Here is a 19,820-nt window from a genome sequence, read left to right on the forward strand (position 1 = left end):
GTCGGCTATCTTTTGCCGTTCACACTCATTCGACTGATTCGCGCCAAATGTCCCGGAGAGGCCTGACCGTCCTGCTGCTGATCCTGCTGATCGCCAATCTGCTGATGCTGGCCGCCGTGCTGGGCGTGTTCGGGCCGCATCCGCTTGGCGGCACGCTGGAGAGCCCGCGCGAGCCGCAACGCGTGGATCAGCAGGTGCGCCGCGAACGCCTGGAAGTGCTGCCCCAGCCGGCCGAAGCATCGGCGCCCGTACCACGCAGCGAGATTCCGGGTGGCGCCGCACCCGCTGGCAAGGTGGCGCCCGGCAGCGTGACGCTGACCGCTGCCGCGCCGGCCGATACCTGCATGGAGATGGGCGGCTTCACGACGCAGGCCGTGCAACGCGCCAGGGAAGACCTGGGCGCCATCGCAGCCGGTTCGCCGCTGGTTGTGGAGCAGTTCGAACGCAGCGAACAGGTGCGGTGGTGGGTGCACCTGCCGGCCCAGCCCTCGCGCGAGAATGCCGACCGCAAGCTGGCCGAACTGCGCCGCCGCAAGGTGACCGATGTGTCGGTGGTGAGCGCCGATGACCCCGAGTCGTACACGGTGTCGCTGGGCCTGTTCCGCGAGCGCGAAAGGGCCGACAAATTCCTGGAAACGCTGCGGGGAATGGGAGTGCGCACCGCGCTGGTCAGCGACGCGCCGCGCGCCATCTCGCGCCAGTGGCTGCGCGTGGCGCATGCCGACGAGGCAGTGCGGACCCGCATGGATGAAGTGCGCCTGCGTTATGGCGCCGAGCTGCTGCAGTCCTGCAAGGGGATGACGCAGGCGCGCGGCGAGGGCAGTGCCGCGCGGGCCGGGTAGGGGCAGATTTTTCCCCCTCACGCCTGCGGGAGAGGGGGGAGCCAGATGTCAGCCGTGCTGGCGCACCTTCGTCAGCAGCTTGGTGGTGGAGCGGTCGTGCAGGAACGGGATGGCGTAGGCCTGGCCGCCCCAGCTGCGCACCAGGCGGGTTTCCTCCAGCGTGTCGATATCGTAGTCGCCGCCCTTCACGTAGATGTCCGGACGCACCAGGCGGATCAGCTCCACCGGCGTCTGCTCGCGGAACATCGCCACCAGGTCCACCGATCCCAGTGCGGCCAGCAGGGCCATGCGGTCGGCTTCATGATTGAGCGGGCGGTCGTCGCCCTTGCCCAGCATCTTCACTGACGCATCGCTGTTCACGCCCACCACCATGCTGGCGCCCAGTTCGCGCGCCTGCGCCAGGTACGTGGCGTGGCCGCGATGGAGGATGTCGAACACGCCATTGGTAAAGACCAGCGGGCGCGGCAGCGCAGCGACGGCGGCGTGCAGCGCGGCGATGTCGTCGGCGGGTACCAGCTTGGATTCGAAGGCGGGTGCGGTCATGAGTCGGGTCTGGAGAGGGCGGCGGAGCCCCAAATGAAAAACCCCATCGTAGCCGATGGGGTCTCGTCGCAGCGGCTGGAACCGGAAATCCTCAGGCCTGGGCGGCCTGCAGGTTCGCGTTCAGTTCCTTGCGGTAGCGGTTCAGGTCCTGCACCGATTCGAACGTGCGCTCGAACAGCAGCGACATATTGTGCAGGATCCGCTCGATCACCTTCTTTTCCCAGACCTCGTCGAAACGGATCTGCTCGTCGAGCCAGTGCTCGAGCCAGTCGGGATCCGGCAGGCGCGACTGCACGGTGTCGTTCGGGAACAGTGCCTTGTTCACGTGCAGGTTGGTCGGGTGCAGCGGCTTTTCCGTGCGACGGGCCGATGCCATCAGCACGCCGATCTTGGCGAACGCGGCGCGCGCCGAATCGCCAAACTGGGCCAGGTACTTCTTCATGTAGCGCAGGTAGGCGCCGCCGTGGCGGGCTTCGTCCTGCGACAGCGTGCGGTAGATGTGCTTGATGACCGGTTCCGAGTGCCATTCGGCGGCACGGCGGTACCAGTGGTTCAGGCGGATCTCGCCGCAGAAGTGCAGCATCAGCGTTTCCAGCGGCGGGGCCGGGTCGAACTCGAAGCGCACGGCGTGCAGTTCTTCCTCGGTCGGCACCAGGTCCGGGCGGAAGCGGCGCAGGTACTCCATCAGCACCAGCGAATGCTTCTGCTCTTCGAAGAACCAGATGCTCATGAAGGCCGAAAAGTCGGAATCGTGGCGGTTGTCGCGCAGGAACATCTCCGTGGCGGGCAGGGCCGACCACTCGGTGATCGCATTCATGCGGATGGTCTTCGCCTGGTCGTCGGTGAGCAGGCTCGGGTCGAAGGTATCCCAGGGGATGTCCTTGTCCATGTGCCAGCGGACCGCTTCCAACGATTTGAACAGTTCGGGGTAGAGCATGCTAAGCCTTTGAAATTACGGGCGGATTCTACCAGACAAGAATCATTCTCGAATGTTTTCTCTACTCCGTTTTAGCCCTGATGCGATGGATTGCAACAGGTGGAGTGCCTGGCAGGCGTTGAAAGTGGCGTCACTACGACACTTCTGACATTTCTTGTGCCGTGGGCTTGGTTTCCGGTACTACGCCGTACAGGAAGGCGGCGATCTCGTCGGCCTGGGCGGCGGCATCCCGTTCGCCCAGCGCCAGCAGCGCCTGCGTGAACTCGGGTTCGAACAGCAGGTAGCTGGCAAATGCGGCGCCGCGCGCCTCGGTGCCGCCCAGCGGCGACAGCAGCGCGCGCACGGTGCGCGGCAGCCGGTGCAGGTGCTCGGCGGCAATGGCTTCGATGGGCTCGCTGGGCGAGATCGTCATCACCTGCACGGGGCGCCAGCCTTCGGCATCGTTGGCCATCTCGGGCATGCGCGACAGCAGCCGGTTGATGTGCATGAGCCGTTCGATGTCGGCCTGCAGGCCGTCCAGGAAGATGCTTGCCAGGGCCTGGCCGCCCACCTGTGCCAGCGACGGATAGCCGCCCGAAGGCACCGTGTCGAACCAGCCCGCGCGCTGGCGCGAGGCCGCGCCGATCGCCAGGATGCGCGAGGCGCCCAGGTGGATGGCTGGCGACAGCGGCGACATCTGGCGCATGGTGCCGTCGCCGAACCACTCGTGATGGCCCTCGATCTCAAGCGGCATGGCCGGGAACAGGAACGGGATCGACGACGACGCCAGCAGGTGGTCCACGCCGATGGCGGCCTCCACGGCAAGGCGCTGGCTGCGCTGCCACGGATGGATACGCCGGTGCGACTGGTAGAACGTGATGTGGCGCCCGGTGCTGTACGACAGCGCCGTCACGGCGAATGCGTGCAGCGCGCCGCTGTCCAGGCTGGCCTGCACGCGCCCGGGCTCGAACAGTTCGGTCAGGAAGCTGCCCAGCGGCGCGTTGTCGAACAGCGCGCGCGGCGCACGGCGCGTGATCCAGCCGAAGGCCAGCGACGACAGCCAGCGCGCGCCCGACACGCCCATCTGGACCACGTCGGTCCGGTAGACATCGTCGGCATGCAGGCTGTGCCAGAGCGCCGCCAGCGTATCGGCAGCGGTGCGGAAATCGGCAGCCCCGGTGGCGAGGCCGGCGCCATTGATGGCCCCTGCCGAGGTGCCGGCGATGATGCCGAACGGCAGGGGGCAATGGCCCAGCCCGTGGCGCGCAGCGATCCTGGCGATGCCGGACAGCACGCCGGCCTGGTACGCGGCGCGGGCGCCGCCACCCATCATCACCAGCGCCGTGCTCTGGCGCTGGCTGGCACGCGCGAAGGCGGTGGCGGGCGTGGCCGTGGTCACTCGAAGCTGTCCTCGGGCGTGCCCGGTGCGGGCGGCGTGCCGGGTTCCGGCCTGGCGGCAGCCTTGGCCGGGACCTTTCCGGCGGCGCCCTTCGCCGTACCTGTTGCAGCGGTTTTCTTCGCGGCGGCTTTCGTTGCAGGCTTCCTTGCCGCCGGTTTCTTCGCGGCGGCCTTGCGCGCCGCAGGCTTGGCGCTGCCATTGGTGGCCGGCTTGCGCTGCGCCGGCGGATCACCCTTCACGCCCGGCTCCACGCCTTCGGCCCCGGGGGCTCCTGCCGCGCCGAAGCCGGTCATGCCGCCAAACGGCGAGGCACCGGCTGCCGCCGCACTGGCCGCCGCGGCGCTGCTGGCGATCTGCGAGAACTGCTGCTGCAGCAGGTTCCACCACAGCGACGCATTGGGCGGCAGCGGCGCCGCGCCGGGCTGGGCCGATGCGGGATCGGCGCCGCCGTCGGCCTGGGCTGCGGCTTCGGTGCCGTCAGGTGGCGCGTCATCGTCCTCGGGCTCGTCGTTCTCGGCGTCGGCCTGTGCTTCGGAAACGGTCTGGCTGGTGCCGAACGGCTGGTGATGCTGGGGCGGATGGGCGCTGGGCGAGTTGGCCGCCCGCGCGACGTTTTCCATCGCGTTCTGCATGGCCTCCGGAGACAGCGCGTTGCCGAACGTCTGCAGCGCCACCAGCGTGGCGCGCTGCACCTCCAGGCCCTGGATCGTGGTGCGCAGCAGGTTGGTGTTCAGCTGCAGCCAGCTTTCCACGGCCTTGAGGTCGTGGATGCGCTTGTCCACCTCATCGAGATCCATGGGTGGCGTCATCGCGCCCAGGCCTGGCATCAGGCCGCTGGGCATGCCGCTGCCGGTGGCCCAGAGTTTGCGCAAGAATTCGAAGCTGTTGGAGAAATCGGGGATCTGTCCGAACATGGTCGCGGCACTCCATCTGTCGGGGCCGCCCGATGCCAGGCGTGGCGGCCGGTTACTGGAATTCGGGCGGCCGCTTCTGACGCAGGCTCGCCATGCCTTCGTGCACGTCGGGGCCGGCAAAGCCCATGAATTCGAGCGCCAGCGAGGTATCGAACGCGGGACCGGCCATGCGCAGCCAGTTGTTCAGCGCGTACTTGGTCCAGCGGATGGCGGTCTGCGATCCTGCGGCGAGCCGGTTGGCCACCTCGAACGCCTTGGCCACCAGTTCGTCTTCCTCCACCGCCAGCGATACCAGGCCGATCCGCTCGGCTTCCTCGCCGCTGACCGACTCGCACAGCATCAGATAGTACTTGGCCTTTGCCATTCCGCACAGCAGGGGCCACACGATGGCGGCATGATCGCCGGCCGCCACGCCCAGCCGGGTATGGCCATCGACAATGCGCGCGGTCTTCGACGCGATCGAGATATCGGCCAGCAGCCCGGCCACCAGCCCCGCGCCCACGGCCGGGCCGTGCATGGCCGAGACAATCGGCTTGTCGCAGTTGATGACGTTGTAGACCAGGTCGCGCGCCTCGTGCCAGACACGCGTGCGGGTTTCGAAATCGTTGGCCATGTCCTCGACCAGCGCCAGGTCGCCGCCGGCCGAGAAGCCCTTGCCTTCGCCCCGGATCAGGGCCACCCGGATGTCCGGGTCGGCCGAGATGTCGCGCCAGATCTCGGCCAGCTCGCGGTGCATGCTGGCGTCGGCCGTGGCCAGCTTCTGGTTGGCCGACTGCGCGGCGCCCATGATGACTTCGAGCACCGGGCCATGGCGGCGCAGCGTCAGGGCCTGGTAGCGGGCCAGGCGTGGGGAGAGCGTGTTGGCGTCGGCGGTCATGGGGCGGATTCCGGCAGTTGGCGCGCGGTGGCGCCAGGCAAGGCAATGGTCCGGCCGATTTCCCGACCGGGTGGTCGGGAAATTATAGGCGCAACTGCCCGGTGGGCCGCAAGCCGGGGTTTGGCCCGATGCGGCCGCATGGCGTAGCGGAACGCCGCACCGGTCAGCGGGCGGCCACCACCTGGTCGATGGCGCCGAAGATCGACTTGCCGTCGGCATCGAACATCTCGATGCGCACGGCATCGCCGAACTTCATGAAGTCGGTCTCGGGCTTGCCCTTTTCGATGGTCTCGATCATGCGCTTTTCGGCGATGCAGGCGTAGCCCTTGCTGCGGTCGACGTTCGAGATGGTGCCCGAGCCCACGATGCTGCCGGCGCGCACGTTGCGGGTCTTGCAGATGTGGGCGATCAGCTGGCCGAAGTCGAACACCATGTCGGTGCCGCAGTCGGGCGAGCCCACCTTGCGGCTGTTCCAGTGGACCACCATCGGACGATGCACCTTGCGGTCCTGCCAGGCGTCGCCCAGTTCGTCGGGCGTGACCGCCACGGGCGAGAACGCGGTGGCCGGCTTGCTCTGGAAGAAGCCGAAGCCCTTGCCCAGTTCGGCCGGAATCAGGTTGCGCAGCGACACGTCATTGGCCAGCACCACCAGGCGGATGGCGTCGGCGGCCTGCTCGGGCGTGGCGCCCATGCGCACGTCGCCGGTAATCACGGCCACCTCGGCCTCGAAGTCGATGCCGAATGCCTCGTTCGGGCAGACGATGTCGTCCTGCGGGCCGATGAAGTCATCGGATCCGCCCTGGTACATCAGCGGGTCGGTCCAGAACTCGGGCGGCATCTCGGCGCCGCGGGCGCGGCGTACCAGTTCCACGTGATTCACATAGGCGGAGCCGTCGGCCCACTGGTAGGCGCGCGGCAGCGGGGCCATGCAGTCCTGCGGCTGGAACGGGAACGGATGGCGCGCGCGGCCGGCGTTCAGCGCGTCGTACAGGTCCTGCAGCTGGGGCGCGTAGAAGTGCCAGTCGTCCAGCGCGGTCTGCAGCTTGCCGGCGATATCGGTGGCAAAGTGCGCGGTCTTCAGATCACGCGAGACAACGACGAGCTGGCCGTCACGCGAACCGTCCTTCAGGGTGGCGAGTTTCATGCGAAATCGAACATTGGCAGGAATGAATGGCCGGTAGTCTACCGGAGCGGCCCGGGTCGCCGGCCGGCCGCGTATAGAATGGCCGGCATCACATTCCTGTTTCCCGACTCACGCATGACCGCTGTGGACGACGACGACTCCCGGGAAGACCAGGCACACGACGACGCCCGTGACGACGCCCGCGAGGACGCCAAACGCGCCGGCATCCAGTCCATCGAGGTGGGATTCCGGCTGCTGCAGGCGCTGGCCGCGTCGTCGCGCGCGATGATGCTGCGCGACCTGGCCGCGGCCGCCGACATGAGCCCGGCCAAGGCCCACCGCTACCTGGTCAGTTTCCAGCGCCTGGGCGCCGTGACGCAGGACGCCGTGAGCCAGCGCTACGACCTCGGCCCGTTCGCGCTGCAGCTTGGCCTGGCGGGCCTGAACCGGCTGGACCCGGTGCGCAAGGCCCGGCCGATCCTGTCGCAACTGCGCGACGAGATCGACCAGACCGCGGGCATCGCCGTGTGGGGCAACCACGGGCCCACCATCGTCCACTGGGAAGAATCCAGCCATCCGGTCAGCGTAAGCCTGCGGCTGGGCGATGTGATGCCGCTTCTCAACTCCGCCACCGGCCGGCTTTATGGGGCGTATCTGTCGCGGCGCCAGACGTTGCCGCTGATCGAGCGCGAACTGTCCACCCGCGGCGATGTCGCATTGCCTGACATGCCCGCATCGCTGGCCGAATACGACGCGATCTGCGCCGACGTGCGCAAGCGCGGCGCGGCGCGCACGCGCGGCGGCGTGCTGCCGGGCATCAACGCGATCTCGACGCCGGTATTCGACGCCAACGGGCATTTGTCGATGGCGCTGATCGTGCTGGGCGCCCAGAGCGTATTCGATGCAGAATGGGGCGGAGCAGTAGACCGCCGTGTGCGCGATATCGCGCGACAGATTTCGTCGGAACTTGGTTATCTTGGCGACAGCCAGCCGTCCGGAAGGGACGGACACCCCTCGTAAGCGTCCCCGGCGTCTGCGCCGATGGATGGTGGTGATCGCACTGGTGGCGGTCGCGCACGCGCTGTTGCTGTTCGGCCTGGTGCGCGTGCCGATCCCGGCATTGCCCGACCCGGGCGAGACGCCGGCCATCGAGGCGGTGCTGCTGCCCCCGCCCGAGCCACCCGCGCCGCCAGCACGGCCCCACCCCGCGCCCAGGCCGGCGCCGCAGACTCAAACACCCGTTCCAGCCCCCGAGCCCGCTGAAGAGCCATCCGCACCCGCGCTGGCAACGGCCGAGAGCGGCGACACGACCGCCGCCACCGGCGCCGGCGGAACCGGCACGGGCGCTGCCAGCGCGCCATCGCCGCCGGCCGAGACAGCCGCGCCACCCACGCCACCCGGGCCACGTTATGCGGCCCCCCCTTCGGTCACGCTGCGCTACGCGAGCTTCGTCAATGGCGTGCAGAACCCCGACGGCATCATCCGATGGGAGCAGGACGGCCGGCACTACCGGCTCGCTGTTGAAACACGCGTGCTTTGGTTCCGCTTTGCGTTCCAGAGCTCTGGCGACATTTCCGATCGCGGGCTGGCGCCCACGCGCTACGAGGAAGCCCGGCGCAGCAAGGTGGAGGTGGCACGCTTCGATCGCGCAGCGAATACCGTCGTGTTTGAAACGCGTGGCGGCCAGGTGCCGATGCCCACCGCCTTCCAGGACCGCTTCAGCATCTTCCTGCAACTGGTGGGCTGGGTGCGCGGCGACCCGCAGCGCTATGCCACGCCCGGCGTGGTCGAGTCGTTCAACGTGGCCGACACCCGCGAGGTAGAGCCGATGCAGATCCAGTACGTGGGCGACGAGGATATCGATATCGGCACCGACGTGGTGCGGGCGCGACACTTCGTGCGGCTTCCACGTCACCCAAACGACAAGCGCCGCGTGGAAATCTGGCTCGCGCCCGCGCTGAACTGGATGCCCGCACGCCTTCGTCAGACGGAGCCCGATGGCACTCAGATCGATCTGGTCTATCGTAGTAGTGAAGGGCGGTAATGCCGATGCCGCGGTGACACGTGTTGACCACGCGGGAGACTGAAACATGCCTGACACATTGGCGCAGCGAATACGGGCTGGCGACGTCCAGCTGCAGGCTCGCATCGATGGCCGCGAAGGGCCATGGGTGGTCCTGATCCATGCGCTCGGTGCGAATCTGACGCTGTGGGACGACACCGCGCGTCACCTGTCCAGTCGCTATCGCGTTTTGCGTTTCGACCTGCGTGGGCACGGCGGTAGCGATGCCCCGGTGGGTGCCTATACGATGGCCCGGCTGGCCGACGATGCCGTGGCGCTGATGGACGCCTTCGACATCGGGCAGGCCCACGTATGCGGCGTCTCGGTGGGCGGCATGGTGGCCCAGACCCTGGGCGTGCGTCACGCCGACCGGCTGCTGTCGCTGACCCTGATGGACACCATCGACCACACGCCGATGGAAGCCCATCCGATGTGGGCCAACCGGATCGGACAGGCCGAGGCGCACGGCATGGCGGGCATGGTGCCGACGACGATGGAACGCTGGCTGACGCCGCCGTTCCGCGCGCAGCATCCCGACGTGGTCGAACGAATCAGCCGCATGCTGCTGGCCACGCCGGTGCAGGGCTACGTGGGGGTGGCGCAGGCCATCGTGGCCTTCGACCTGGCGGACGCGATCGGCCGTATCCATTGTCCTGCCCTGGTTGTGACGGGCGACAAGGACGAAGGCGCGCCAGTATCGATGGCCCAATCCATTGCGCAAAAAATCCACGGTGCGAAGCTGGAGGTGCTGCCCGATGCAGCGCACCTGTCGTTTATCGAACAACCGGAACGCTTCCATGCGATCTTCGACGCGTTCCTGGGGCATGCGGCATGTGGCGGGCAGTGTGATATTCCGTAACGCCATTGGGAAGATCGCAACACAGTAGTGCTCGGCGCTCAAGAAACTTGTAGCAGGCGCCGATGCCCAAAGGTAAGAGGGCAGAAGTGGCACGCAAAGGCTCGTCCGGGTAGTACAACTTGAATTCCGGACGACTACCCTCAGCTTGGAGAGGAAATCGCGTCATCCCGGCAGGTTTGGGACCGGCGCCAACCATACGCCAGGAGGTAGTGCGATGCAAATGATCTACAACAGCGACAATTACTGCATTGTCGAGTTTGGAGCAGATGTCGAGCATGCGACCCTTGCCTCGGGCGGCTACGAAATCGTCGACAAGAACCTGAAACGCGAAATTTTCCTCGGCGGTCATATGGCCGAGACCTTCCGCGCCGACGTGACGCGTCTGATTGAAAGCGAGCCATCCGTGGAGGAAGTTGACGAGTTTCTCGGCAAGTTCGACACCGTCATGAACAATCCGCTGGTGATGCACTGAGCATTGCCGGCACGGCCCAGACGAAAACGCCCGCTTTCGAGCGGGCGTTTTTCATTGGCGCTGCCGGGGCGTCAGTACTGCTCCCAGGGCAGCCCTTCGTGCCGCCAGCCATTGACGGTATTGCGATGGCGGTGGGCGTCAAGGTCGCCCTCGAAGCCATGCAGCACGTTGTAGACCGTGGTGAATCCGGCGCCCTCCAGCGCCCGCGCGGCGGCCGACGACCGGTTGCCGCTGCGGCAGATCAGCACCACGGGCCGGGCGGAGACCTGTCCGGCCAGCTTCTTCACTGCCTGGACGAAGTGTGGGTTGACTTCCCAGTCCGGGCCGTCGTTCCAGGGCACGTTGTGCGCGCCTTGCGGATGGCCCACGAACAGGTATTCCATCTCGCTGCGGCAGTCGATGAAGAGCGCGTCGGGCTCGGTGCCGAGCAGCGCCAGGGCGTCGTTGGGGCTCAAGTGTTGCATGGAAACTGACGAAAACTGGACGAAAGCGAACGATAGCGCACGAAGGCGAACGCCCGTTCGTGGCGAATACGTCTCCCAGTGTAGGCGCGGCGTCTGCCGCTGACAACCGTGCCGGACGCGGCGGGCCGGAGCCAGGTGCCCGCCCGCAATCCCTTGATCTACCTGATAAAATCGCTCTCTTGCCCAAATTTGCGCATTCGGCCTGCCGGCCGGGCGCGCGCATCACATCCAGGCCCCACCATGAGCGCTGTCCAATCCGCCCCCCGCCCCTATACCCGGGCCGCCAGCCTGCCCCGGCTGCTGCGTGAACGTATCCTGATTCTCGACGGCGCGATGGGCACGATGATCCAGCGCTACAAGCTGGGCGAGGCCGAGTACCGCGGCACGCGTTTCGCCGACCATCCGATCGACGTGAAGGGCAACAACGAACTGCTGCTGCTGACGCGTCCGCAGGTCATCAGCGAGATCCACGAGCAATACCTGGCCGCTGGCGCCGACCTGATCGAGACCAACACGTTCGGTGCCACGGGCGTGGCGCAGGAAGACTACAAGATGGCCAGCCTGGCCTACGAGATGAACGTCGAGGCCGCCCGCCTGGCGCGCGCCGCCTGCGACAAGTACAGCACGCCCGGGAAGCCGCGCTTCGTGGCCGGCGCCTTCGGCCCGACGCCGAAGACGGCCAGCATCAGCCCCGACGTCAACGACCCCGGCGCGCGCAACGTCACCTTCGAGGAACTACGCGATTCGTACTACGAACAGGGCAAGGGTCTGCTCGAAGGCGGCGCCGACGTGTTCCTGGTCGAGACGATCTTCGACACGCTGAACGCCAAGGCCGCGCTGTTCGCCATCGACCAGTTGTTCGAGGACACCGGCGAGCGCGTGCCCGTGATGATCTCGGGCACCGTGACCGACGCATCGGGCCGCATCCTGTCGGGCCAGACCGTGGAAGCGTTCTGGAACAGCCTGCGCCATGCCAAGCCGGTCACGTTCGGGCTGAACTGCGCGCTGGGCGCCACGCTGATGCGCCCGTATATCGCCGAACTGGCAAAGGTGTGCGACGCCGCGGTGTCGTGCTACCCCAACGCCGGGCTGCCGAATCCGATGAGCGATACGGGCTTCGACGAAACGCCCGAGGTCACGTCGGCGCTGGTGGAGGAATTCGCCGCGTCGGGCCTGGTGAACCTGGTGGGCGGCTGCTGCGGCACCACGCCCGACCACATCGCCGCCATCGCCAAGCGCGTGGCCGACAAGACGCCGCGTGCCTGGCCGGGCCAGTACCGTGAAGACGCCGAACAGGCCGCCTGAAACATCGCACGCACCGAGCATTAGAGAAGAGACATCATGAGCCAGAGTAAGCTGCCCCCGCGTCCGATGCGCCTGTCCGGCCTGGAACCGTTCCTGATCGACGACGACACGCTGTTCGTCAACGTTGGCGAACGCACCAACGTCACCGGTTCCAAGGCCTTCGCCCGCATGATCCTGAACGGCCAGTTCGACGAGGCGCTGGCCGTGGCCCGCCAGCAGGTGGAGAACGGCGCGCAGATCATCGACATCAACATGGACGAGGCAATGCTCGATTCCAGGGCGGCGATGGTGCGCTTCCTGAATCTGATTGCATCGGAGCCGGATATCGCGCGCGTGCCGATCATGATCGACTCGTCGAAGTGGGACGTCATCGAGGCCGGCCTGCAGTGCGTGCAGGGCAAGGCCGTGGTGAACTCGATCTCGCTCAAGGAAGGCGAGGAGCAGTTCCGCCACCACGCCACGCTGATCCGCCGCTATGGTGCCGCCAGCGTGGTGATGGCCTTCGACGAGAAGGGCCAGGCCGACACGTTCGAGCGCAAGACCGAGATCTGCAAGCGCAGCTACGACGTGCTGGTCAACGAGGTGGGATTCCCGCCCGAGGACATCATCTTCGACCCGAACATCTTCGCGGTGGCCACGGGCATCGAGGAGCACAACAACTACGCGGTGGACTTCATCGAGGCCACGCGCTGGATCAAGCAGAACCTGCCGTACGCGAAGGTGAGCGGCGGGGTGTCGAACGTGTCGTTCTCGTTCCGTGGCAATGACACGGTGCGCGAGGCCATCCACACCGTGTTCCTGTACCACGCCATCGAGGCGGGCATGGACATGGGCATCGTCAACGCCGGCCAGCTCGGCGTGTACGACCAGCTCGACGCCGAACTGCGCGAGCGCGTGGAAGACGTGGTGCTGAATCGCCGTGACGACGCCACCGACCGTCTGCTGGAGATTGCCGACCGCTTCAAGGGCGGCGGCCAGAAGAAGGAAGAAAACCTGGCCTGGCGTGGCACGCCCGAGGCACCGGTTCCGGTGGGCGAGCGACTGGCCCACGCGCTGGTGCATGGCATCACCACGTTCATCGTCGAGGACACCGAGGAAGTGCGCCAGCAGGTGGAGGCGCGCGGCGGCCGTCCGATCGAGGTGATCGAAGGCCCGCTGATGGACGGCATGAACATCGTCGGCGACCTGTTCGGGGCGGGCAAGATGTTCTTGCCGCAGGTGGTCAAGAGCGCCCGCGTGATGAAGCAGGCCGTGGCGCATCTGCTGCCGTACATCGAGGAAGAAAAGCGCCTGCTGGCCGAAGCCGGCGGCGACGTGCGCGCACGCGGCAAGATCGTGATCGCCACCGTGAAGGGCGACGTGCACGACATCGGCAAGAACATCGTGTCGGTGGTGCTCCAGTGCAACAACTTCGAAGTCGTGAACATGGGCGTGATGGTGCCGTGCAACGAGATCCTGGCGCGCGCCAAGGTCGAGGGCGCCGACATCGTGGGCCTGTCGGGCCTGATCACGCCGTCGCTCGAGGAAATGGCCTACGTGGCATCGGAGATGCAGCGCGACGACTACTTCCGCGTGAAGAAGATCCCCCTGCTGATCGGCGGCGCCACCACGTCGCGCGTGCACACGGCGGTCAAGATCGCGCCGAACTACGAAGGCCCGGTGGTCTACGTGCCCGATGCCTCGCGCTCGGTCAGCGTGGCGTCGAGCCTGCTGTCCGACGAGGGCGCCGCGAAGTACCTGGACGACCTGAAGACCGACTACGATCGCATCCGCGCCCAGCACGCCAACAAGAAGGCCACGCCGATGGTGTCGCTGGCCGAGGCGCGTGCCAACAAGACGCCGCTGGACTGGGGCCAGTACGTGCCGCCGAAGCCGAAGTTCATCGGCCGGCGCGTGTTCCGCAACTACGACCTGTCGGAGCTGGCGAATTTCATCGACTGGGGCCCGTTCTTCCAGACCTGGGACCTGGCAGGCAAATTCCCGGACATCCTCAACGACGAGATCGTGGGGGAGTCGGCGCGCCGCGTGTATTCCGACGGCAAGAGCATGCTGGCCCGCCTGATCCAGGGCCGCTGGCTGACCGCCAACGGCGTGATGGCGCTGCTGCCGGCCAACACGGTCAACGACGACGATATCGAGATCTACACGGACGAGTCGCGCAGCAAGGTGGCGCTGACCTGGCACAACCTGCGCCAGCAGAGCGAGCGTCCGGTGGTTGACGGCGTGAAGCGTCCGAACCGCTGCCTGGCCGATTTCGTCGCGCCGAAGGCGAGCGGCGTGGCCGACTATATCGGCGTGTTCGCGGTCACGGCCGGCATTGGCGTGGACAAGAAGGAAGCGCAGTTCGAAGCCGATCACGACGACTACAGCGCGATCATGCTCAAGGCGCTGGCCGACCGCCTGGCCGAGGCCTTTGCCGAATGCCTGCACCAGCGCGTGCGGACCGACCTGTGGGGCTATGACGCCGCCGAGACGCTGGACAACGACCAGCTGATCGCCGAGGCGTACCGCGGCATCCGTCCGGCGCCGGGATATCCGGCCTGCCCGGAGCACACCGTCAAGGGACCGATGTTCGAATTCCTGGACGCCGCCGAAATCGGCATGGGCATTACCGAGGCGCTGGCGATGACGCCGGCCGCGTCGGTGAGCGGCTTCTACCTGTCGCATCCGGACTCCACGTACTTCAGCGTGGGCAAGATCGGCCAGGACCAGCTTGACGACATGGTGACGCGTCGCGGTGAAGACCGCACGGCGCTGGAGCGCGCTCTGGCGCCGAACCTGTAAGCGGCTTCGCTGCAGCTGTAAGCAGTTGCAATGAACGGGGCGCCGCGTGACAGCGGCGCCCCGTTTTTTTCATGGCCCGCCCGCTGCCGTGGCCGTTGCAACCGCCGTTGAAACGTAAGGGAAATACGACGAATCCGTTATCCGGCACGGCCTGTGGGGCGCCGGTCGACAATGTTCGCAATGTCTTCATGACTGCTTACAGAACCTGACAAGTGCTCACAGACCGGCACGGAGCGGCTCCATAGACTGGAACCCAGTTCACGTGACACCGCGTGAATGCCGCAGCGAATGTTTCGCTGCGGAGCATTCAGTAAAGGAGTCTCTCCCATGAAGAAGCTGCTGATCTCCCTGTCCGCCCTGTCGATTGCCGCCGCCTCGTCCTTTGCGATGGCCCAAGGCACCGGTGCCACGGTTGGCACCCAAGCGGGCGTCGGCGCCTCCGTGAACGCACCCTCGCAGAATGCCAGCCCGAATGCCGGTGTGAACGCCGGCGGCGCGGCCGGTGGCGCGGTGACCCCGGCCAGCCCGAGTTCGGCGGATCCGGGCAGCAAGGCCAGCCTGGGCGGAAAGGCGGGCGCCGACACCTCGATGTCGTCGACGCCCACCGAGAAGGAAAGCAAGGGCAAGCACACCGGCCATGCCAAGGCCAAGTCCAAGAAGGGTGACCTGGGCGCCAACGCCGGGGCCGGCGCCGATGCCGGTACCAGGATCCAGTAGCCGCAGGACGGGATGCCGGGGCGGGCCCCTCCAGACCGTCCCCATCCCCGCTGAAAGCAAATGGACGGACGGACGCCTTCGGGCGTCCGTCTTGCGTTTGGGCGCGCCGTTCCCGGGATGCGCCGCACTGCAGCATTTTCCATTTGCCTGCGCCCGCCCCGCAGCGCGCTTCGACCCGTCTTGCGGGTGTCGCCGTGGCGCGTCATGTCAGCCTGACACCGACATATTCGGCGTCGCGCCGGCACTACAATGCAGGAAACCGGCCCGGGCCGTGCTTCGGCAGGCGGGCCACCCCCCTTCACCGTGGAGACACCGATGATCCGCGTCTTGATCGCCGACGATCATGAGATCGTGCGCGCCGGTCTGCGCCAGTTCATTTCCGAGGAACCCGACATCAAGGTGACGGGCGAAGCCGCCAGCGGCGACGAAGTGATGGCGCAGTTGCGCGACAGCGAGTTCGACGTACTCGTACTCGATATTTCCATGCCGGATCGCAACGGCATCGATGTGCTGAAGCTGATCCGGCAGCGTTTGCCCAACCTGCCGGTGCTGATCCTGTCCACCTATCCCGAAGACCAGTACGCGATCAACCTGATCCGTGCCGGCGCCTCGGGCTACCTGACCAAGGAGTCCGCGCCGGACGACCTGGTCAAGGCCATCCGCACGGTGGCCCAGGGCCGCCGCTATGTAAGCCCCACCGTGGCAGACCTGCTGATCGGTGGGCTCGACAAGCCGACCGAACAACCGGTACACCAGACCCTTTCCGAGCGCGAGTTCCAGATCTTCTGCAAGCTGTCGCGCGGGCAGTCGGTGTCGGTGATTGCCGACGAACTATTCCTGAGCGTGAAGACCGTGAGCACCTACCGCTCCCGCATCCTGGAGAAGATGGGCATGAAGACCAATGCCGACCTGACCTACTACGCCATCAAGAATGGGCTCGTGGAATAGGCCGGACTTCGGATTCCTCGTGCCAGAACCGTTAATCGTCTATCTCTTCGCCTGACAGTTGCCAAGCGCCATGCCGGAGCAAGCCGCGGCCTCCTCGAACCGTTCGCTACGGGTCCTCCTGATCGAGGACTCCGAAGTATTGCGGGGCATGCTGCTGGAATACCTGACGGCCTTCCCGTTCGTCGAGTCGGTGGACTGGGCCGATACCGAAAGCGGCGCGGTGAAGCTGGCCACCCACGGCCAGTACGATGTGTCGATCGTCGACCTGCAGCTGCGCCAGGGCAACGGCATCAACGTGCTGCGTGAAATGCAGAAGGCCGGGCTGTCAGGCATCCGCATCGTCTACACCAACCATGCGCAGGTATCGATGTACCGGCGCCAGTGCGCCGAGGCCGGCGCCGACTATTTCTTCGACAAGTCGCTCGAACTGGAACAGGTGTTCCGCGTGATCGAGGACTACGCCACCTCCGCCTCCTGATAGCCGTTTGACGAAGCCTGGACGTTGCCTTGCCGTTGCCGCCGGCCCCGGATGGCAACGGCCGGGCGTTCAGACTTCGGTGGTTTCCTCGGGCGGCGCCAGCACCGATGTGGTCAGCGGCACCTCGACGCGGATCGATACGCCGTGGCCGGGCACCGAATCCACGTGCATCGTTCCACCCAGCGCCAGCACCCGCTGTTCCATGCCCAGCAGGCCATGATGGCCGGCGATGCTGCCGGCGTCGAAATCGGGCGGCAGGCCGCGGCCGTCGTCCCGGATCGCCAGCGTGAGCTGTTGCGTGGTGCAGGCCAGCGATACGGAAATGTGCTGCGCCTCGGCGTACTTGCTGGCGTTGTTCAGCGATTCCTGCACGATCCGGTACAACGCGATGGCCGCGTTGTCGCGCAGCGGCGGCAGCGATTCGGGCAGGTCGACCTGGGTTTCCCACTGGTTGCGGGCGCCCACGTCTTCCACCTGCTGCACGATGGCCTCGCGCAGCCCCAGGTTCAGCAGCACCGTGGGGCGCAGGTCCTCGATCAGCCGGCGCTTGATCTGGATGGCCTGGTCGGCATGCTGCATCACGCGCGTGATCTTGTCGCGCGCCTCGGGGTGCGTCTGTTGCACCCGCATCTTTACCCAGTGCAGGTCGAGCTTGATGGCGGTCAGGATGGCGCCCAGTTCGTCGTGCAGTTCGCGCGACAGGCGCGTCTTCTCGTCCTCGGTCACGCGCTGCAGGTGGGCTGCCAATGCCGACAACTGGCGCGTGCGCGCGCGCACCTTGCGGTCCAGCCGGGCGCTTTCCTCTTCGAGCTGTTCGCGCGCCGCCTCGGCCATCGTCATGCGTCGCTGATGGCCCATGCCCACGGCCACCAGCAGCAGGATGTTGATCGCGGTCAGCAGCCCGATGCCGTAGCGGGACAGCTGCAGGTCGTGCTCGGCCGCCTCCAGGTTGTGGGTGACCGTGCCCGATTCGCGCACCTGCAGGTGTTCCAGTCCGCGCCGGGCGCTTTCCATGGTCTGCTTGCCGAAGTCGGTGCGGATCATGTCCAGCGCCACGTCGACGTCGCGCTTGCCGTAGACCAGCGTCAGCGCCATCTCGTTGAGCTTGCGCGTGACGAACTGCGAGGCCTCGCCGAACTGGCGCAGCCCTTCGGGATCATTGGCGTAGTGCTGGCGGATGCGCGACATCAGCTCGCTGATATGGGGCAGCGCCTTGTAGTACGGGTCCAGGTAGCTTTCCTTGCCGGTCAGCAGGAAACCGCGCTGGCCGGCTTCGGCGTTGACCAGCTCGGCGATCAGCTCGCCCAGGTCGCTTTGCAGCTGCTGCGAACGGATGGCTTCGGTGTAGCCCTCGCGCAGGCGCAGGTTTCCGGTCTCCGATGCGATCAGCACGGCCAGTGTCAGCACGATGCCGCCGGCGAGCAGCAGGGTGTTTCTCAGGAGTAGGGAATGCTTGGCCATCGGAAGTCACTGGTTGATGCGCTGCCGCGGCGGGGCGGAAGAGCGGCCATGGAATCACATCGTCATGTAGTGGTCAATCGTACCGGCACGCCACGCGTATCGCATCCGGCGCGAAGCGGCGCCCGCTGTAGGACTTGGCTGACATCTGAATCGGTCTGGTTTCGGTGTGCGGTCAAAGGGTGGAACCCTACGATGAGGCTATGAGCTTGCGCACCGTGGCGCAAGCCGAACGCACCACCAGCCGCCAGGCCGGTTGCGCTCGCTAACCTCGGGAGACTGGTCATGCTGTACTACGCACTCGTCTTTTTCATTGTCGCCCTGGTGGCGGCCATCTTCGGCTTCGGTGGTATTGCAGCCGGCGCGGTGGAAATCGCGAAGATCCTGTTCTTTATCTTCCTGGTCGTGGCGCTGGTAGCGGCCGTGATGGGGCTGGTGCGCCGACGGTAAGCGCAGCAGCACGCGTTGCCTGACCGGGGGACCGGCGGGCAACTCCGCCAGGGACTGGACAAAGGAGTATCCATGCTCACGCAGAATCCAAAGATCCGCAAGGAAATCAACCATCTGCAAGACAGCGCCGATTCGGCCGTACGCCAACTCCGGCATGCCGCCCGCGATACCCGCGATGCGGTGGGGCCGGTGTCGGACGAGGTGAAGGCGCTGATCACGCAACTCCAGCAAACCATCGACGTACTGGCGCACGAAGGCTCCGCCGAAGGCATGGCCGCCGGCCGCCGCCTGCGGGCCCGGGCCCACGAATTGTCCGACCGCATGCGCGAGCGTGGCCGCGACGGCGTGCACTGGGCGCGCGACCAGATGGACGTGGCCGTCGACAATGGCCGCCAGCGCGTGGTGGAGTCGCCGCTCAAGGCGGTAGGCGTGGCCGCGCTGATCGGTGCGTGTATCGGGCTGATGCTGGCCGGCCGGCGCAACGGCGACTAGCGCGGTTCGGGGCGATCCAGGGCGCACGTGGCGGCCAGGTCGCCGGCGCCACGGGATGCACACAGACACGCAGGTTGGCAGTACGAATTCAAGGGTCTCTCCCCTTACCCCTGCAGCAACCCCCTTTCCGGATATATCCCTGATCCGGGACGCCCGGGCACCAAGCGGTGTCCGGGTTCTTTTTTGCGCGCCACGCATGCATGGCGCGCAACCTTACAATTGGCTTTCTGCGGTTGGGCGAATCGGGGCTGGCGGCCCGGGCAGGCCGCCGTTCAGAGGCGGGCACCGGCGCTGTTACGGGGCGCGCCGGTGGGTAACGATCAGGCCCGGGGGGCGATGCAGGCTCAGACGCCCCACATCACGTCGGTGCCTTCCTTCTGCGACAGGCGCAACATGTCCAGGAACGGGTAGGCGCGCTGTCCCAGGTGCAGCGGCTCGTCTTCCCGGTCGTCGTCCGGGCCAGGGTGTACCGTGGTGTCGGCGGGATGGACCTTCTTGGCGTCCTGCACGGCGGCTTCCAGCTTGCGGATTGCCGCCGGCATTTCCTCGGTCGTGATCACCCCGCGTTCGCCCAGATGCTTGCCGATGATGCCAAGCAGCGTGATGGCAAGATCCTTCATCATGATCAGGTCCTGCGCCGCGTGGGATTTGAAGGTGATCAGCATGATGTTTCCTTTCACGAGTGGCGACATGACTGGCGCTGGGCGCACAGGTCGT

General features: G+C 66.5%; 21 protein-coding genes. 12 read left to right on the forward strand and 9 right to left on the reverse strand.

The window, feature by feature from the left end; translation table 11 throughout:
• Positions 1–47: 47 nt before the first annotated feature.
• Positions 48–842 carry an SPOR domain-containing protein gene (locus tag ACOABP_RS09470; RefSeq protein WP_474224731.1) on the forward strand — a complete coding sequence of 265 codons (795 nt, stop codon included), beginning with the start codon at positions 48–50 and terminating at the stop codon, positions 840–842.
• A gap of 48 nt (positions 843–890) precedes the next feature.
• Here ACOABP_RS09470 and rfaE2 read toward each other — a convergent pair whose 3' ends face one another.
• The 6 genes from rfaE2 to ACOABP_RS09500 all read right to left on the reverse strand — a co-directional run bounded on the left by rfaE2 (position 891) and on the right by ACOABP_RS09500 (position 6,635).
• On the reverse strand, positions 891–1,385 hold the full coding sequence (rfaE2, locus tag ACOABP_RS09475; RefSeq protein ID WP_066734821.1) for a D-glycero-beta-D-manno-heptose 1-phosphate adenylyltransferase: 495 nt from the start codon (positions 1,383–1,385) through the stop codon (positions 891–893).
• A gap of 91 nt (positions 1,386–1,476) precedes the next feature.
• Positions 1,477–2,322 carry a ferritin family protein gene (locus ACOABP_RS09480; protein WP_066734823.1) on the reverse strand — a complete coding sequence of 282 codons (846 nt, stop codon included), beginning with the start codon at positions 2,320–2,322 and terminating at the stop codon, positions 1,477–1,479.
• 133 nt (positions 2,323–2,455) lie between these two features.
• Entirely contained in the window at positions 2,456–3,634 is a 1,179-nt protein-coding gene (locus ACOABP_RS09485; RefSeq protein ID WP_474227803.1) for a patatin-like phospholipase family protein, read from the reverse strand.
• A 62-nt stretch (positions 3,635–3,696) separates the two neighbouring features.
• Entirely contained in the window at positions 3,697–4,614 is a 918-nt protein-coding gene (locus tag ACOABP_RS09490; RefSeq protein WP_474224733.1) for a PhaM family polyhydroxyalkanoate granule multifunctional regulatory protein, read from the reverse strand.
• Between the two features lie 52 nt (positions 4,615–4,666).
• Positions 4,667–5,491 carry an enoyl-CoA hydratase/isomerase family protein gene (locus ACOABP_RS09495; protein ID WP_066734830.1) on the reverse strand — a complete coding sequence of 275 codons (825 nt, stop codon included), beginning with the start codon at positions 5,489–5,491 and terminating at the stop codon, positions 4,667–4,669.
• Between the two features lie 163 nt (positions 5,492–5,654).
• Positions 5,655–6,635, reverse strand: coding sequence for a fumarylacetoacetate hydrolase family protein (locus tag ACOABP_RS09500; protein ID WP_474224735.1), 981 nt, complete (start codon positions 6,633–6,635; stop codon positions 5,655–5,657).
• 114 nt (positions 6,636–6,749) lie between these two features.
• Between ACOABP_RS09500 and ACOABP_RS09505 the strand changes: the two genes are divergently transcribed.
• From ACOABP_RS09505 to ACOABP_RS09520, 4 genes are all read left to right on the forward strand, one after another.
• On the forward strand, positions 6,750–7,634 hold the full coding sequence (locus ACOABP_RS09505; protein ID WP_474224736.1) for an IclR family transcriptional regulator: 885 nt from the start codon (positions 6,750–6,752) through the stop codon (positions 7,632–7,634).
• Positions 7,635–7,659: 25 nt separating this feature from the next.
• On the forward strand, positions 7,660–8,658 hold the full coding sequence (locus ACOABP_RS09510; protein ID WP_474224737.1) for a DUF3108 domain-containing protein: 999 nt from the start codon (positions 7,660–7,662) through the stop codon (positions 8,656–8,658).
• 46 nt (positions 8,659–8,704) lie between these two features.
• Positions 8,705–9,535 carry a 3-oxoadipate enol-lactonase gene (gene pcaD / locus ACOABP_RS09515; protein ID WP_474224739.1) on the forward strand — a complete coding sequence of 277 codons (831 nt, stop codon included), beginning with the start codon at positions 8,705–8,707 and terminating at the stop codon, positions 9,533–9,535.
• Between the two features lie 214 nt (positions 9,536–9,749).
• Complete coding sequence (locus tag ACOABP_RS09520) at positions 9,750–10,007, forward strand: BTH_I0359 family protein (RefSeq protein ID WP_061956410.1); 258 nt, start codon at positions 9,750–9,752, stop codon at positions 10,005–10,007.
• Positions 10,008–10,078: 71 nt separating this feature from the next.
• Here ACOABP_RS09520 and ACOABP_RS09525 read toward each other — a convergent pair whose 3' ends face one another.
• On the reverse strand, positions 10,079–10,471 hold the full coding sequence (locus ACOABP_RS09525; RefSeq protein ID WP_474224741.1) for a rhodanese-like domain-containing protein: 393 nt from the start codon (positions 10,469–10,471) through the stop codon (positions 10,079–10,081).
• 240 nt (positions 10,472–10,711) lie between these two features.
• Between ACOABP_RS09525 and ACOABP_RS09530 the strand changes: the two genes are divergently transcribed.
• The 5 genes from ACOABP_RS09530 to ACOABP_RS09550 all read left to right on the forward strand — a co-directional run bounded on the left by ACOABP_RS09530 (position 10,712) and on the right by ACOABP_RS09550 (position 16,703).
• Complete coding sequence (locus tag ACOABP_RS09530) at positions 10,712–11,776, forward strand: homocysteine S-methyltransferase family protein (RefSeq protein ID WP_474224742.1); 1,065 nt, start codon at positions 10,712–10,714, stop codon at positions 11,774–11,776.
• A 36-nt stretch (positions 11,777–11,812) separates the two neighbouring features.
• Positions 11,813–14,560 carry a methionine synthase gene (gene metH / locus ACOABP_RS09535; RefSeq protein ID WP_474224743.1) on the forward strand — a complete coding sequence of 916 codons (2,748 nt, stop codon included), beginning with the start codon at positions 11,813–11,815 and terminating at the stop codon, positions 14,558–14,560.
• A 327-nt stretch (positions 14,561–14,887) separates the two neighbouring features.
• Positions 14,888–15,277, forward strand: coding sequence for a hypothetical protein (locus ACOABP_RS09540; protein WP_474224745.1), 390 nt, complete (start codon positions 14,888–14,890; stop codon positions 15,275–15,277).
• Positions 15,278–15,592: 315 nt separating this feature from the next.
• The gene (locus tag ACOABP_RS09545) at positions 15,593–16,225 is read left to right on the forward strand and encodes a response regulator (protein WP_061956399.1); all 633 of its coding nucleotides are present in this window, start codon (positions 15,593–15,595) and stop codon (positions 16,223–16,225) included.
• 70 nt (positions 16,226–16,295) lie between these two features.
• The gene (locus tag ACOABP_RS09550; RefSeq protein ID WP_474224747.1) at positions 16,296–16,703 is read left to right on the forward strand and encodes a response regulator; all 408 of its coding nucleotides are present in this window, start codon (positions 16,296–16,298) and stop codon (positions 16,701–16,703) included.
• Positions 16,704–16,772: 69 nt separating this feature from the next.
• Here the strand turns inward: ACOABP_RS09550 and ACOABP_RS09555 are convergent, their stop codons facing one another.
• Positions 16,773–18,164 (reverse strand): sensor histidine kinase, encoded by a 1,392-nt coding sequence (locus tag ACOABP_RS09555; RefSeq protein WP_474224749.1) that lies wholly within the window; start codon positions 18,162–18,164, stop codon positions 16,773–16,775.
• A 282-nt stretch (positions 18,165–18,446) separates the two neighbouring features.
• Here ACOABP_RS09555 and ACOABP_RS09560 point away from each other — a divergent pair, with 282 nt between their 5' ends.
• On the forward strand, positions 18,447–18,611 hold the full coding sequence (locus ACOABP_RS09560) for a DUF1328 domain-containing protein (RefSeq protein WP_066734861.1): 165 nt from the start codon (positions 18,447–18,449) through the stop codon (positions 18,609–18,611).
• A 72-nt stretch (positions 18,612–18,683) separates the two neighbouring features.
• A complete protein-coding gene (locus ACOABP_RS09565; RefSeq protein ID WP_474224750.1) occupies positions 18,684–19,103 on the forward strand; it encodes a DUF883 family protein in 420 nt (139 codons plus the stop codon).
• Between the two features lie 344 nt (positions 19,104–19,447).
• On the opposite strand, the gene ACOABP_RS09570 is transcribed toward ACOABP_RS09565, so the two are convergent.
• Positions 19,448–19,768, reverse strand: a complete 321-nt coding sequence (locus tag ACOABP_RS09570; protein WP_474224751.1) for a DUF1840 domain-containing protein — start codon at positions 19,766–19,768, stop codon at positions 19,448–19,450.
• Between the last annotated feature and the right edge of the window lie 52 nt (positions 19,769–19,820).

Source organism: Cupriavidus sp. HE11 (genome assembly GCF_056097175.1).